At 67.6% G+C, this 14,923-nt stretch carries 15 protein-coding genes and 4 pseudogenes; 6 read left to right on the forward strand and 13 right to left on the reverse strand.

Annotation, left to right across the window (positions count from 1 at the left end):
- From G412_RS38800 to G412_RS0130545, 5 genes and pseudogenes are all read right to left on the reverse strand, one after another.
- Positions 1-188, reverse strand: a pseudogene (locus G412_RS38800) (IS701 family transposase); the annotation flags it as partial.
- 169 nt (positions 189-357) lie between these two features.
- Entirely contained in the window at positions 358-768 is a 411-nt protein-coding gene (locus G412_RS0130530) for a hypothetical protein (protein ID WP_028815349.1), read from the reverse strand.
- A 58-nt stretch (positions 769-826) separates the two neighbouring features.
- A pseudogene (locus G412_RS36800) lies at positions 827-1,275 on the reverse strand (IS110 family transposase); the annotation flags it as partial.
- Positions 1,276-1,382: 107 nt separating this feature from the next.
- Entirely contained in the window at positions 1,383-2,642 is a 1,260-nt protein-coding gene (gene ltrA / locus G412_RS0130540) for a group II intron reverse transcriptase/maturase (protein ID WP_028815351.1), read from the reverse strand.
- Between the two features lie 606 nt (positions 2,643-3,248).
- Positions 3,249-4,835, reverse strand: coding sequence for an ISL3 family transposase (locus tag G412_RS0130545; RefSeq protein ID WP_244283323.1), 1,587 nt, complete (start codon positions 4,833-4,835; stop codon positions 3,249-3,251).
- Between the two features lie 111 nt (positions 4,836-4,946).
- Between G412_RS0130545 and G412_RS36805 the strand changes: the two genes are divergently transcribed.
- A complete protein-coding gene (locus G412_RS36805; protein ID WP_051338718.1) occupies positions 4,947-5,366 on the forward strand; it encodes a transposase family protein in 420 nt (139 codons plus the stop codon).
- Positions 5,367-6,011: 645 nt separating this feature from the next.
- Here G412_RS36805 and G412_RS0130555 read toward each other — a convergent pair.
- The 4 genes from G412_RS0130555 to G412_RS39975 all read right to left on the reverse strand — a co-directional run bounded on the left by G412_RS0130555 (position 6,012) and on the right by G412_RS39975 (position 7,866).
- On the reverse strand, positions 6,012-6,284 hold the full coding sequence (locus G412_RS0130555; protein WP_028815353.1) for a hypothetical protein: 273 nt from the start codon (positions 6,282-6,284) through the stop codon (positions 6,012-6,014).
- 183 nt (positions 6,285-6,467) lie between these two features.
- A complete protein-coding gene (locus G412_RS0130560) occupies positions 6,468-6,740 on the reverse strand; it encodes a hypothetical protein (RefSeq protein ID WP_037650442.1) in 273 nt (90 codons plus the stop codon).
- Between the two features lie 65 nt (positions 6,741-6,805).
- On the reverse strand, positions 6,806-7,126 hold the full coding sequence (locus G412_RS0130565) for a hypothetical protein (RefSeq protein ID WP_028815355.1): 321 nt from the start codon (positions 7,124-7,126) through the stop codon (positions 6,806-6,808).
- 437 nt (positions 7,127-7,563) lie between these two features.
- Entirely contained in the window at positions 7,564-7,866 is a 303-nt protein-coding gene (locus G412_RS39975; protein ID WP_157839213.1) for a hypothetical protein, read from the reverse strand.
- 1,654 nt (positions 7,867-9,520) lie between these two features.
- Here G412_RS39975 and G412_RS39985 point away from each other — a divergent pair.
- From G412_RS39985 to G412_RS36820, 5 genes are all read left to right on the forward strand, one after another.
- On the forward strand, positions 9,521-10,009 hold the full coding sequence (locus G412_RS39985) for a DUF5819 family protein (protein WP_157839215.1): 489 nt from the start codon (positions 9,521-9,523) through the stop codon (positions 10,007-10,009).
- Positions 10,010-10,011: 2 nt separating this feature from the next.
- Positions 10,012-11,274, forward strand: coding sequence for an HTTM domain-containing protein (locus G412_RS36810; protein ID WP_078607551.1), 1,263 nt, complete (start codon positions 10,012-10,014; stop codon positions 11,272-11,274).
- 569 nt (positions 11,275-11,843) lie between these two features.
- Positions 11,844-12,302: a hypothetical protein gene (locus G412_RS41275; protein WP_037650446.1), complete on the forward strand. Its 459-nt coding sequence runs from the start codon at positions 11,844-11,846 to the stop codon at positions 12,300-12,302.
- 73 nt (positions 12,303-12,375) lie between these two features.
- Positions 12,376-12,627, forward strand: coding sequence for a hypothetical protein (locus G412_RS40635; protein ID WP_028815358.1), 252 nt, complete (start codon positions 12,376-12,378; stop codon positions 12,625-12,627).
- Entirely contained in the window at positions 12,627-12,842 is a 216-nt protein-coding gene (locus G412_RS36820) for a hypothetical protein (RefSeq protein WP_028815359.1), read from the forward strand. The genes G412_RS40635 and G412_RS36820 overlap by 1 nt, the downstream gene beginning before the upstream one ends.
- A 33-nt stretch (positions 12,843-12,875) precedes the next feature.
- On the opposite strand, the gene G412_RS41280 is transcribed toward G412_RS36820, so the two are convergent.
- The 4 genes and pseudogenes from G412_RS41280 to G412_RS40640 form a co-directional block, all read right to left on the reverse strand.
- Entirely contained in the window at positions 12,876-13,826 is a 951-nt protein-coding gene (locus G412_RS41280; RefSeq protein ID WP_028815360.1) for a transposase, read from the reverse strand.
- Between the two features lie 27 nt (positions 13,827-13,853).
- Positions 13,854-14,243, reverse strand: a complete 390-nt coding sequence (locus tag G412_RS41285) for a hypothetical protein (protein WP_244283325.1) — start codon at positions 14,241-14,243, stop codon at positions 13,854-13,856.
- A gap of 27 nt (positions 14,244-14,270) precedes the next feature.
- Positions 14,271-14,456, reverse strand: a pseudogene (locus G412_RS41515) (transposase family protein); the annotation flags it as partial.
- A 251-nt stretch (positions 14,457-14,707) separates the two neighbouring features.
- A pseudogene (locus G412_RS40640) lies at positions 14,708-14,923 on the reverse strand (hypothetical protein); the annotation flags it as partial.

Genomic DNA, 14,923 nt, shown 5'->3' on the forward strand with positions numbered 1-14,923 from the left:
TGCTGCAGACCGGCCGGCACGTCATGGCCGACGTACTCGGCCAGCTGCCAGCCGTTCTTCCTGCCGACAGGACCGAGCAGCCCGCGCACGTAGTCCCGCATCCGCCGCCGCAGATCGACCCGACCGAACCGGTGACCGATCCGCAGCAGCACCTCCTCAAGCTCCGAAGCCCAAACATCGGGCCGCACATCATCTTGCACGATCAGCACAACAGCGATCACATGCCGCTGGTCACGAACTCCGGCAACATGGCGGACAGTCAGCTCGCTACACTCGAAAACAAGCCTTTGACCAGCGGCAATAGCAAAGTGCAACTGGAGTACTAGGCCGTCAAGTCAGGCCGCCTGAGCGGTGAGGTCAAGCGCCTTCGTCGTCGAACATGGCCTCTTCGATTTCGACGAGTTCGTCGTTCGTCAGCTGCGGCGGGCTCCAGTTCCGGCTTCGGGCGTGCTGGATGAATCGCTCGTCCAGGGTGACGTGGTAGCGCTCGACGTAGTGGGCGAGATCCGAGTACCAGAACCACTGGCCGTCGGTGAGCAAGGACAGTCCGCCGATCAGCTCGTGTTCCGGGCTGAGGACGTCGTGAACCCTAGTCCCGGTGGCAGCAAGGGCCGCCCCTTCGCGTAGGTAGCGCGCGAGGGACTTCTCGTCCTGGCCTCCCTCGTCACGTACGGCAGCATGAAGCGAGGGCCCGTCGGACCGGCCGTGCCCGAGTTCCCGGTACTCACCGACGAAGCGGTCTGAGACGGAGGGCTGGTTGCTACTCATGCCTTGGGAGCCTAGCCACCCGAGCCGTAGGCCCTCCTGCCCTTTCCCGAGGCCGGGACTATGCGGCCTGCGCCGCGGCCTCGATCCCCACTGGGAAGGCGGCTGACTCGTCGAAGCGCTGTCCGTGCTGGAGGCAGTGGTAGAGCTGGCCGATCATGCGGTTGAAGAGGTTGCGCTGGGCGGCCGCGTGCCAGTCACCTTGTTCACGTCGGCGCCGGTAGTGGGCGTTGGCCCCAGCGGATGCCCGGAGTGAAAGGCTTCTTCGACGGCTTCGGCGAGCTGGTCGGCGGCGGTGCAGGCTGCGTCCAGCTGAATGAGGAGGGCGAGCATCTGCTTTCCGAGCGCGTCCTCGACCAGGGACGGCTGGGCCCACTCGCCTCGGAAGACTTCGCGGAGGCGGTCGGCCTCGGCTTCGATGCCGCGTTGGCGGCCGGCTCGCTTCAGGGCGGCCTGGATCTGGGTGCGGGTCAGGCGCGCGGCCCGCGTGGGGGTCGGTGCGGTCTTGAGTGTCGGCGTACGACCTCCGCTGGTCGGGTGGCCCCGGGCATCGCAGCCCGGGGCTCCCACAGATCCGTACGTGACAGTCTCCCGTCATACGGCTCTTGTCGCTCTGGTCACTTGACGGCCGGTTTCACCCAGATCCAGTGTGCGAAGTACCGGGGGCTCCGGGCGGCGGCCTGCGCCATCGCCTGGCGGGCCTTTCGCAAGGTCCCCGATCTCTTGTACTTCTTCATGATCCACCGCAACAGATAGGTGTTGATGCGGTCGAGTACGGGCGTCAGCTCGGTATGGAAGAAGGCCCCGTAGTAGGCCATCCATCCCCGCACGATCGGATTGACCATCCGTGCGAGGTCCGCCTCCGTGCTGTTGACGCGACGGTGCAGTCGCCAGGACCGCACTACCGCGCTCATCTTCTTCAGGACGTCCCTGCTGACTGCAGGGAGGAACGCCGTGAACACCACGCCGTCCTTCCGCTGAGCCGACCTCGGCCGGAAGGTATACCCCAGGAACGTGAACGACACCTGCTCGAACGAGCCGCGCCGGTTGCTGTCCTTGCAGTACACAATCTTCGTCTTGTCCGGGTGCAGCTCCAGCCCGACCTCGGCCATCCGTCCGTGCAGTGCGGCCAGGACCACCCGGGCCTGGGACTCGGAGGTGCAGTGCACCACCGCGTCGTCCGCGTAGCGCTCGAAGGCGACGCCGGGGAACTCCCAGGCCAGCCAGGTATCGAACGCGTAGTGCATGAACAGGTTGGCCAGGACGGGTGAGACCGATGAACCCTGTGGGGTTCCCCGGTCTCTGGCCAGCAAGGTCCCGTCGGGCAGCTGTAGTTCGGCGGCCAGCCACCGCTTCACATACAGCACCACCCAACGGGCATCGGTGTGCGCTTCGACGGCCTTGATCACGAGGTCCCACCGCACGCTGTCGAAGAACTTCCGGATGTCAAGATCGATCACCCAGTCGTACTTCCAGCAACGCCTACGGCAAGTCCCGACCGCTTCCAGGGCCGAACGGTTCGGACGGTAACCGTAGGAGTCGGGATGAAACACGGGTTCCACCCGCTCCCCCAGATGCGCGGCCACCACCGTCTGCGCGATCCGATCAGCGACAGTGGGCACCCCGAGCACACGCATACCAGCGGCACCATGTTGCTTGGGGATCTCCACCGCCATCACCGGCGGCGGGAAGTAGGTACCCGAGGACATCCGGTTCCAGATCTTGTACAGGTTGCCCCGCAGATCCTTCTCGAACTCCTCGATGGACACCCTGTCCACCCCCGGCGCTCCCTGATTGCCCTTCACCTTGATCCAGGCGTCCCACACCTCCGACTTGGAGATGTCGAACGGCTTGCCAGATGCTTTCAGCTGGTCCATCAGGCTCCTCCCAGAGCTCTGGTTGACGAGACGAAACAGCCACGAACGACCCAGCCCCTTCGCTCCACCCCCGTTACAGGGGCTTCGGCACTACTACGAGCCGGTCCGCCGGCGCACTCGGCCCGGTACTCGAAGTCCCTACGGGGAACTCCCGACTCGGGCACTCCCGGTTAACCGCGCTGCTGCACACGGTCATGCCGAACGCGCCTTCCCACGTTCCGTACGAGAGCGGCAGACAGGTCTCACGTCACCTCTACGCCGGACGCCGCCCGGCCAGTCGACGGGCTCCCGCCGGGCTTATCCCGGGATCAAGAGCTTCATCCCGGTTCTGACGCCATCTGACTATTTTCGACGCCTCATCAGTGATCGTCTTCCCTGTCCCCACCTGACGCCATCGCAGGCGCCTTTTCCCCATCGCTCACCACGACGGTCTTCAGCCAACGCAGCATGAGGGCGGTTTGGAGCCTCCCCCCGCAGGGCGGCTCCGAAGGGCCAGACCTTCATCTCCCGTACAGCACCGCTTGATCAGTGCACTCCATCACCTACATGTCGTTCACCCTCTCGCGTTCGTGGCACACGCTCTGGCAAGATTTTCGTAGCCGGAGATCATCTCGGTGACACGGTCGGCCGGTCCGCATAGCGTCGGCGGAGGTGGGCGATCAAGACGACGCGGTGGCGGAGAAGGGAGACGCCAGCGCGACCGGCCATGAGGCGTTTCTGCAGCTTGACATCGGTGATGCGGGCTTCGTTGACACCGGAGTTGTAAGCGGTAGCAATCCCCTGAGAGACGGCATGTCGGTCTTCGCGCAGGGCTCCGGCAAGGCCGGCCAGCGGAGCCAGCCCGGTGTTCGCGAGGTCGTCCAGCCACTCTGGCAAGGATGTCGCGTCGCGGTTGTCGAGCATGGCGGCGAAGCGGCGGACCAGATCGTGGGCGGTCCTGAGTTCAGGGCAGTGCTCGAGGAGCCGGGGTAAGCGGTCGTTGATACGCGGGCTGCGGCGGTGCGGGTGGGTGGTGATCCAGCGGGTGGCTTCACGCGGGGAGGGCGGTCGCTCGTGCGGCTCGTCCAGGGGCAGACCCCGTCGCAGGGGTGCGACGGCCATTTTCACGCGTTGGTAGTGGCCGAGGTAGCCCTTCGCTTGCAGTTCTTCGTGAAGGATCTTCGCGCTGTGTTGTCCTTCATCCCAGCGTTGTTGCAGGTAGCCGAGGCAAGGGTCCAGGGTGGATGGCTTGCGGGGCGGACGGCGCATCACTTCCTGCCAGGTGCGGGCCCGGGCGCATTTGCTCACGGTGCGGCGGTTCAGGCCGAGTTCCCTGGCCACGGAGCTGTGGCTCCGGCCGGTGCGGGTCAGGGCGTGCACGGCCTCGAACAACCTTCGAGCATGCCGCCCGGCCCGGGTGTCCGCCGCAGTGTTCTCGACAGTTCCCTGGACCGGTGCGGGATCGCCTTCATTGCCCCGGGGCACTGCTGCGGGCAGGCAGCCGCGGTGGGTGGAGGCGATGTCCTGAACGCGGCGGGAAAGGCCCTGCCAGAGGTGAAAGCGGTCGCTGACCTGCACGGCATCGGGGGCGCCGGTTGTGATGCCCTGCCGGTAGGTGAGCGAGCCGTCGCGGCAGGCGACCTCGACACCCGGATGCTTACGGAGCCAGCGGCTGAGCTGTTCCGCGTCGCGTCCCTCCCAGAGGGTGAGCGGGAGCCGGGTGGTTGCGTCGACCAGGAGGGTGCCGTAGGTGTCGCCGTAGAGCGCGAAGTCATCCACCCCCAGCACCCGGGGTACCTCCAGTGGCGGAAGCGGCACCCGCTTCAGCTGAGACAGGACAGTGTATCGCGAGAGCGTGACGCCCAAGATCCGCAGCATCCGGGAACCGCCCCGGCCAGCCAGCACCACGCCGACGTCCTCCACCAGGCGCTGCAACTGGGGCGTCCGCCGCTGATAGCGCACGGTCAGTCCCGGTACTTGTTCGGCGAAGGTCCTTTTCGGACAGGTCGCGTTTTCGCAGTACAAGCGACGTACGGACAACTCGATACGCAGAGGCCGGCCTCCGAGAGTGACATCGGCGAGGTGTCGTGCGTAGCGGCTGTGGCACCACGCGCTGAGCCGACCGCATCCCGTACATCTCGCAGGAACACCGGACCTCGTGCGGGCGCGGACGGCCACGACAGCACCGAAGACCTCGGCTGAGACCACCCACACGTTAGTCAACTGCGGTAACAGGCCTGCCAGTTCAAAAGAGCACAGGCATAGGCTGCCCGTTATGCGGACCGGCCGACCGTGTCGCCGAGATGATCTCCGGCTACGAAAATCTTGCCAGAGCCACTTCAACTCGTACGCCGACACGACGAGAAGGGCAACCTGATCTGGATCTCTCCGGCCCGGCCCGGACGCTCCAGCCAAATCACAGCCGCCCGCCACGACAAGATCACCGACCACCTCCGCGAGGCCGGACTCGGTGCCCTGGCCGACCTCGGCTTCGTCGGCCTGGTTGACCAGCCCGACGACGACCCGGTGATCATCACCGGCCGCAAGGCCACGAAGAACCACAAGCTCACCGACGCGGAGAAGGAGGCGAACCGCCTGCTCAACCGCGAACGCGCCGCCGTCGAGCACGGCTTCGCCAACCTGAAGTCCTGGCGCATCCTGACCAAGGTCCGCATGAACGCCCGACACGCGACCGCCCTCCTGCGGGCCCTCCTCGTCCTGGTGCATACCGAGGTTCAGAGGTGACGGACGACCTCCTCGAAGTGATCGTGATGTCCACCAGCAGGAATCCGTCACTCCCGGACCACACCAGGCCCGGTGACCTGCAGGAATCAGGATGAAACGATCAACCAAGGCTTGCGGCAGGCGGGGCCTGGTGAGTGGGCCATGCATGGGACCGTTGCCTACGACCTCGTCATCGCTCCCCAGCACGATCATCTGGCCTTCGTGTGCGCGACTCCGTACAACGCCGTCTGCTGGCTGGCGCCAACTGGTCCGGAAGACGCTGTGAGGAGGCTGCCCGGGCTTCGCCTGGAAGAGCAGATCGGCGATACATACCGGCTACATCACCTGCCGACCGGAGCCTCCCTGTCGGTCACGGCGCAGCCCAGCACGCACCCTGACCCCGCCGGTAGGCGCGCCGTGCATGTCCGACGCATGTGGCGCATCGATACGCTCTTCGCACCGTCAAGATCGCCGGCGTGAGTGGCCGGCCAGCCGTCGGTGATTGCTGATGTGCCGTTTCGGGATCGGATGGATCGCTCTTGGTCAGGGCGGGCTGGGCACGCACCGCGGGCGGTCCACGACGCCTGTGGCGTCGTGGACCGCCCGCGGTGCTGGACGGGATGGTGCCGGGCGAAGAGGAGAGCCCGGCACCATCCCGCCGCTGTGTCAGAGACCGGCGGCGACGTTGGGCAGGCCGGGGGCCTCGATGTAGTCGATGAGCGACCAGTTGGTGGTGTGGTGCTTGATCATGGCCTGCTGGCTGTTCTGCTGGTTGTTCCCCGGGCCGGAGCCAGGAGAGAGGATCGGGGCGGTGGGGCCGCTGATGTTGGAGGTCTGCTCGTTCTTGTTGGTGTCCGCGCTCGCGGTGCCGGCAGCGGCCAGCACGAGAGCGCCGGTCACCAGGGTGAGGGCGAGGGACCGGGTGATGGGCTTGGACATGAGGGTTCCTTCTTTCACGTGTGGCTGGTCAGTGTGGGTTGCTGGGGGCGGTGCAAGGGCGGCAGCCATCCCGGTGGGTGCTGCCGGGCAGAGGGCGTTGTCGCTGAGGAGTCCCGCAACGTTCGGTGCGCCGAAGGAGCCGAAGGATCCTGAGCTGAGGCTCCTTCACTGCCCCGGCACGCTTCAGCACATCCCAGGCTTGCAGTGGCCCACTCCGGCACCAGCACCGAAGTAGTCGGTGAGGGACCAGTTGGCGGTGTAGGCCTTGTCGGTGAGCTGCCGGCTGGCCTGGCCGTTGTCGGGCCGGGCGCTGGCCGGGGAAAGCACGGCGGCGACCGGGCCGCTGACGCTGGAAGTCTGCTGGCTCTTGTTCGTGTCCGCCACGGCGGTGCCGGCGGCGGCCAGCAGGAAGGCGCCGGTGGCCAGCAGAGCGGTCGGGCGTGTGAGCGGGTACATGGGTACGGGCTTGCCCTTCAAGGGGTATGGGTGGACCGGCCTCTATACAGAGCCGGAGACGATGGTCAGGGCAGCAGGCTGGTGACCGTTTCGACCTTGGCGTAGTCGACGAGCGCGGTGTTGGCCGTCCCGTTCTTGGTCATCTCCTGGCCCGAGACCTGGACATTCGTGCAGCCGTCGACGTCCGCGCCCGGGGAGAGGAGCACCACGTTGCACAGCATGGTCGACTTCTGGGTGCCGGTGTTGGTGTCGGCTACCGCGGTGCCCACTCCCGCGGCGAAGGCGGTGCCGGTCAGGGCGGCGGTCAGCACCAGGACGCGGGCGGTGGCCGCGCCGGACCGGGTCCGGCGGCTTGTGCCGCGTGAGGGCAGGGTGCATTGCTCCATGAGTTTCTTCCTTGGGCTGGTAAGACCCGGGGAAAGCCCCGGGTGCGCGGGAGCCGGCCGATGGGTGTGCAAGACCAGACCTCCGCACAGTTGATGCCATGAGCGGGTCGTCGTATCAACGCCTGGCATGCTTACCCACGGCCTACCGGTCCTGGGGGGCACGCCTCACAGGACCTAACCGCAGGGTCGCTGTGTTGACGTCCATCCATCCGTTGAGCGAACACACACACCGCCATGGGCTCGCGTCGGCGGGCGTCCGCCTTCGCCCTGTCGTCAAACGCCATCCTTTGACGACAGGCCGCCGACGTATCCAATGAACCTGTGCAATCAGGGAGTTGCCGAGGCGAGTGTCACGGGCCGCGTGACCATCGTGTTCGCCGATGTTCCGGCCTTCGCGTGCCGGTGCTCTGCCAGGTAGGCCACTGGCAGTGCAGTCATCAACACTTACTCAAACGCTGACGATGACGATGACGATGATGACGAAAACAAACTTCTTCTTCCCCGAAGTAGTCGATGAGGGACCAGTTGGTGCTGTGGTCCTTCTTCATCGTCTGCCGGTTGGTCTGGCCGCTCTCCGGGCGAGCGCCGTCCGGGGAGAGCAGGGGGGCAGTGGGGCCGCTGTCGTTGGAGGTCTGCTGGCTCTTGTTGGTGTCAGCCACGGCGGTCAACTCGGTGACCACGGTCAACGCGATACCTGTGGCCAGCAAGGCTGTGAGCGTGGCACGCATGCGCGCGTTCATACATGTCTCCTTCCAGGGGAAAGACGTGACGGGATGGGCGACGCCCTTGCGGGGCCGCGAGAATGCCGGCCAGGGCAAGGCCGACGGCCGATGCGATCTCGGCGTAGTCGATGACCGCAGTGTTGCCAGTACGGTTCTCGACCTGCCCTGACCGGTGCCCTGGACAGTGCGGCAGTCCCGGGCTTTCACACCGGGACGCCGCGCTGCGTGGCACAGCTTGGTGATTCACTCGGTTGGTGTCGGTGAATACCCCGGTGCCGCCACGAACAGGGTGGCGGTCACCGCGGCGGCCAGGGACGGCGCTACGGGCGGCCGGTCCGGACCGGGCAGCGTTTGCGACGCGCGGGCAGGGTGGGTCGCCCCATGAGCTTTCTCCTTCGGCTAGCGGACCCATACACCCAGGCCCGCCGGAATGGTGGGGCGGGTGTTCGGGCACAGCCCGCGCGGCGTTTATGACATCGGCGGGTCGTCGTACGAACACCCAGCGCACCGATCAACGGCCGTACTCGCCTGTGGGACACGCACCGGAAGGCTCAACAGCAACGGCATCAGGTTGACGTCGGCCCCAGCAGCCAACGCGCACGCCCGACGGCATCGCTGGTCGTCGGCACCGGCGCACCTGGGAACCCTCGCCCATGTTTGCCGCGCTTACTACAGCAGGGCATCCGCGGATCCGGTGGAACAGCCACGGGTCTGCTGCGCTGTGACGGCCCACCCAGGGCGAGGGAAGCGGACCGGTCACCTGACTGCGCAGTGCGGCCATGTGCGAAGGCCGCCCCTCGGATCAGCCAGCGAGTCGGAGCACCGTCAGGTGGGACGTGCGGGGTGCGCCCAAGGAGGCGCCGGTGAGGAAGGCGCGGATGCGGATGAGGTTCATCGTGGCGCCGGCGAGCTGGTGCTGCGGGCCGCTCGTGGCCAGTCCCCAGTGAGGACCTGGTGGCACTCCTTCCACTGCGTGTCTGCCGGCGGTGAAGTCAACACGGCAGCCCGGCGATTGCGCCCTTCGGCTCCGTGTCCCTTGGCCCGGTGCGGCCGTTGGCTGGTGCAGCAGGTGCTCATCACACGACACGGCAATGAGATGAACGTCCGCAGGCCGCCTGTCCAGTCATCCCGGCCGCCCCCGGCCCACCGGGCCGAGAAACGAAGGAAGCCCATGAGGTGCTACGCCCTGTCCGCGCGGTGGGCGCCGGTTCGTGACCCGGCACTGGCCGGGCATCACCGCACGCTCCTGCCTACCCACCTGCCCCTACACCAGCGTGAGCGCTCCGCGCCAGCCACGGAGGCGGCGTCCGCGCTGTTCGCGGCACCGGGGCGGAGATCGCGGGTATCTGACCTGTGTGGGTACGCCACTGTGCTGGCGGAGGGCAGCGCAGGTCATATCGCGGGAGAGGACGTGCACCGTGACCTGCTGCCCGCCTGCACGCCCGACCTGCCTCGCGAAGGACGGTAAGGCGTGCAGGAGGTCAAAACGCAGGAGCTCACGGCGGGGGCCCGGGGCGGGCTGGCGGTGTTTCCGCGCGGGGCGCGATGGGCTGCCCGCGGGGTCTGTGTGGCGGCGGTCCTCCTCGCGTCGGTGCACGCGCTGATGACCGTAGGCCATGTCGTGGGGCCCCCTTTCGAAAGGCCCGCCCTACGGCCGGTGCAGCGTGCGTGGATGCTGCCGGAGTTCGAGCAGGGGTGGCGGCTGTACGCGCCGGACCCGGGCATGAGCCGTGAGCTGGTACAGGCCCGTGTCCGCGTGGCGGGCGTGCGGGGCACGGTCACCTCGCGGTGGATCGACGTCACGGCACTGCACCGCAAAGCCGTGCGCGGCCGCCTGTTCCTTGGTCATGCCGAGCTGGAACGGATGAACGCGGCCGTGGATCTCTACGACGGGTTCACCGGTCCGGCAGGGCGCCCCCAAGGGTGGCAAGGCCGGTGGGCGCAGCGGCATCTGTGCCGGGCGCTGCTGCCGTGGCTGGCTCCCTATGCCCCGCCGGGCCGGATCACCCAGATGCAGGTGCGGATGCTGACCTCGCACCTCCCGGCGCCCCCATGGCAGACGGCATCACATGACCGCGGCGGCCGGCGCGCTGTGCCCGCCGTGCGAGAGGTGTCTCGGTGGCTGACCGTACGGCCCGAAGACCGCAAGGTGAGCAGGTAGGCATGGAAGGCTCAACTGGCATGCACCGTCCGGTCGCGGCAGCGTTCGGACGGGCGACGGACTGGCTGACCCAGGCACCGCGCCGCGGCCGGCAACTGGCCGTTGTCCGCATGGGGATCGCAGGTACCTGGCTGCTGTCGCTCCTTTCCGAGTGGCCCAACCGGCAGAGCACCTACGGCCTTCAAGGGCCGTGGACCTGGGACATGGCCCACGAAGCGACCCAGGGCAGCCGCCTTCTGAGTCTGCTGACCCTCACCCCGGCCCCGGGCTGGAGCCTGTGCGTCTATCTGCTGTCGATGGCCGCGAGCGTGCAGCTGCTGCTCGGGTGGCATACCCGCCTGGCCTGCGTGTTCTTCCTTCTGGGCGTGCTCTCGCTGCAGAACTATGCCTACCCCCTCGATTACAGCGGCGACATCCTCATCCGGCTGACCGCGCTGTACCTGATGGCCACACGCTGCGGCCGCGTCTGGTCGCTGGATGCACGACAAACCCGCAAGGCCCACCGCGGGGCAGGTGCGGCGGGCGTGGCCGTGTGGGCGCTGCTGGGCGCACTGCTGGCCGTATGCACCCTCGGGCCGAGCCCCGGCCGGCCGTGGCAGCTGGGGACACTGTGGCTGGTATGGGCTGCTCAGGGCTGGTCCTGGCGGGCGTGTCGCGTACCGGGAAGTGTCCAGGCCCGGTGGCTGGAGGCCGCGGGCAACGCCGTCCACAATGCGGCCGTCACGGTGATGATGGGCCAGATCGTCCTCGTCTACTTCATGTCCGGTACCGCGAAGCTTGGGGGGGCGACCTGGCGGGACGGGACCGCCGTCTACTACGCCCTGCACGAGCTAGGCATGCCGTTCCCCGCCCTGACCGAGATGATCTGCTCCAGCCAGGCGCTGGTCGCGCTCGCGACCTGGGGCACCCTAATCCTCCAGATCGGCTTCCCCCTCGCTCTGCTGTATTCCCGCACCAAGAACTGGGCGCTTGCGGCGACCTTCTGCGAACACCTCGGCATCGCCGCGCTCATGGGCCTGCCGTACTTCTCCCTGGCCGTGCTCTCCGCGGACGCCATCTGGCTGCCCGCCGCCTGGTCACGGCGCAGCCCTCCCCCCTCCACAAAAGACAACGGACACCACCTGCCGCACGCCTACACACGCCCGCCCCACGACGAGACACCCCACGTGCACGGCCTCCTGGTCACCCCACGCAGCCCCACCCCGCACAGCTCGGCAAAACCACACGAGGACCACACCGTCAGCCGACAGACCAGCCCGCCTTGAGCCTCGCCTGCAGATGCCACGGCGCCCGGCCGACACCGCTGGTGCAGTCCCCGCCCCACCCAGGGAGCATCGGCCAGACGAGCAGCTCGTTCGGGCCCGAAGGCCGTACCGGTTGTTGCGTAGCGGCAGCGGCTCCAGCACCGCCCCCTGGTCATCTGCCAGATCCTCCTGCTGAACAGGGCCCGAACAACGCATCACATGAGCGGGAGAGAAACGGCTCAGGCGAGGTTGTCGGTGATCCGTTGGAGCACGGAGACCGCCACCGCGTACTCCTCCTCCGGGATGGCACCGACGAGCTGCGCACGGACCCGGGCCATGTGCTCCTTCGCCGTCCCCAGACCCCCGTGACCTACACAGACAACCCGCAGCGCCTCGCCCGACTGCTCCGCGACCTGGCCTCCGCACTGAGATCGTTTCATCTTGAACTTGCAGGTCACGGGCCTGGTATGAGCGACGGCTGGTGCACTCGGGCTGGTCGGGGGAGAGATCGTTAGCACGTGATCGCCCGTCAGGGGCAGGGTCTGGCGTTCTGGGGTGGGGCCGGCAGCTGGCCGCGTAGCTTCCGCTGTATGACGGATGTGCTGACGTGGACGGTGCAGCAGCGGCTTGAGCTGGAGGAACGTGCTGAGCTGTTGCGCAAGGAGCTGGCCGGTGTCGAGGCGCGGCTGGCTCGGTTGGAGGCCGCCGAGGTGGTCTTCGGCGAGTGGGCGGAGGCGACGGACGGTGGGCGGAGTTCGTCGGGCATCGCGGAGCCGGGGCCGGTAGCGGTGACGCCGGGTGCGGCCGGGATGCGACTGGTCCCGGACCGTGTTGACGGGATGGGTCTGGAGGCCCTGACCTCGGACTATCGGCGGATTATGGAGATCGTCGCCGACGCGGACGGTCCGGTGATGGCGAAGGACGTGGCCCGGGCGCTGGGCCGGGAGCTCACTTCCGGCAAGGTCGAGCCGGTCCGCGGCCAGCTGCGCAAACTCGCCGACCGGGGATGGCTGTCGCGGACCGGAGCGGGCCGCTACCTGCCACGCTGACCTGGCCGGATCACGGGCAACAGGGCCGGTTCGGGCCGTGACGCGAGTGCCCCCGGCGGGAGTTGGCCAGTCTGTGACAACGAACCAGCCCGCCGAGGGCGCTCACGAAGCTATCTATCAGGTCCGGCTCCCGCTGTCGAAGCGGACTCTCGATCTCGTCGGTGATCTGATACGCCGCGAGCGCAACCGGCTGGGCACCCGCTGGCGCAAGCTCCCCGCCGGCACCCAGGCGTTGATCGTGCTCGCCGTCCTCCGCCATGACCAGCGGCTTTCCGACATGGCCGGCGGCAACGCCGTCTCCGCTTCAAGGTGCGCCGCTGGGTGATGGAGGTCCTGCGTCTGCTGTCCGCCCGCGCCCCGCGCCTGGACCGCGCACTGAAGAAGATCGCCAAGAAGGGCGGCGTCGTCGTCCTGCTCAACGGAACCTTGGTCCGCACCCGCCGCCGCACCGGAGCGGACAACCGTAAGAACTACAGCGGGAAACACAAGGCGCACGGCCTGCTGTTCCTCGCGCTGACCGACGTGTCGGCGTACACGTGAACGTGGCTCTGGCAAGATTTTCGTAGCCGGAGATCATCTCGGTGACACGGTGGGCCGGTTCGCGTAATGTCGGCGGAGGTGGGCGATCAGGACGACGCGGTGGCGGAGGAGTGCGACGCCGGCGCGGCCGGCCATAAGGCGTTTCTGCAGCTTGACATCGGTTATGCGGCCTTCGTTGGCACCGGAGCTGTAGAGGGTGGCGATGCCCTGGGCGACGGTATGCCGGTCTTCGCGCAGGGCTCCGGCGAGGCCGGCGAGAGGGGTCAGTCCGCTGTTCGCGAGGTCGTCGAGCCAGCCCGGCAGGAGTGTAGCGTCGCGGTTTTCGAGCATGCCGGTGAACCGGCGGACCAGGTCGTGGGCGGTTCGGAGTTCAGGGCAGTGATCGAGGAGCCGGGGCAGGCGGTCGTTGATGTGCAGGCTGCGGCGGGCCGGATGGGTGGTGATCCAGCGGGCGGCTTCGCATGGCGAGGGCGGTCGCTCGCGAGGCGCGTCCAGGGGCAGGCCCCGTCGTAGGGGTGCCACGGCCATTTTCACCCGCCGATAGTGGCCGAGGTAGCCCTTGGCCTGAAGTTCCTCGTGCACGATCTTGGCACTGTGCTGACCCTCGTCCCAACGTTGTTGCAGGTAGCCGAGGTAGGGGTCCAGAGTGGAGGGCTTGCCGGGCGGGCGGCGCATCACTTCCTGCCAGCTGCGGGCTCGCGCGTACTTGCGCACGCTGCGGCGATCCAGGCCGCGCTCCCGGGCCACGGAGCTGTGGCTCCGGCCGGTGCAAGTCAAGTGGTGCACGGCCTCGAACACCCTTCGGGCATGGCGCCCGGCTCGGGTGTCTTCCGCGGCGTCCTCGGCAGTCTCCTCGATCGGTGCTGAATCGATCTCGCTGACCGGGGGCAGTGCTGCGGACAGGCAGCCGCGGTGAGCGGAGGCGATGTCCTGGACACGGCGGGAGAGCCCCTGCCAGAGATGGAAACGGTCGCTGACCTGCACGGCTTCGGGGGCGCCGGCGGTGATGCTCTACCGGTAGGTGAGCGAGCCGTCGCGGCAAGCCACCTCGACACCGGGGTGCTCGCGGAGCCACTGGCTGAGCTGTTGCGCGTCGCGACCTTCCCAGAGGGTGAGCGGGAGCCGGGTGGTTGCGTCGACCAGGAGGGTGCCGTAGGTGTCGCCGTAGAGCGCGAAGTCATCCACCCCCAGCACCCGGGGCGTCTCCAGTGGCGGAAGCGGCACCCGCATCAGCTGAGACAGGACAGTGCATCGCGAGAGCGTGACGTTCAGGATGCGCAGCATCCGGGAACCGCTCCGCCCGGCCAGCACCACACCAACGGCCTCAACAAGGCGCTGCGGCTTTGGTGTGCGCCGCTGGTAACGCACGGTCAGTCCCGCCACTTGCTCGGCGAAGGTCACTTTCGGGCAAGCGGGGTTTTCGCAGTACAGGCGGCGTACGGACAAGTGGATGTGCAGAGGCCGGCCTCCGAGAGTGACGTCGGCGAGGCGCCGCATGTAACGGCTGTGGACCCACGCGCTTGGCTCGCCGCATCCCGGACATTCCGCTGGAACACCGGACCTCGTGCGGGCGCGAACCGTCACGGCAGCATCGGAGACATCAACCGAGACCACCAGTACATTTGCCAACTGGGGTAACAGGATTGCTAGTTCGACAGGGCACAGCCACAGGCTGCCCGTTACGGGGACCGGCCCACCGTGTCACCGAGATGATCTCCGGCTACGAGAATCTTGCCAGAGCCACGTTCACGTGTACGCCGACAGCAAGCGGCTTCGCACGAGCATGGAAGCTCGGCGGACCAGGGAGATGGGCGGGCATCTGCCGTCCGCGGCCCCTCGAGCACCTTCCCGGTGCTGTTCAAGGACTACTGCGAGGCGACTTCACGATCCGCGAATGGGCGGACGACGTCATCGGCCTCGGTCCAGGACCGCAGGCGCGGCCTGCACGTCACCCCACTGCAGCCGATCGTCTCGGTTTGCGCATCCGCCCAGGTCGCACTCTGACCAAAAGACATCGACGACCCCGCGCAGAGCCGCACAGTCATCCGCTGGCAGCCGACCTGGATACCGCTGACGCTGCA

The sequence above is a fragment of the Streptomyces flavidovirens DSM 40150 genome (assembly GCF_000429085.1).
Taxonomy (GTDB): Bacteria; Actinomycetota; Actinomycetes; order Streptomycetales; family Streptomycetaceae; genus Streptomyces; species Streptomyces flavidovirens.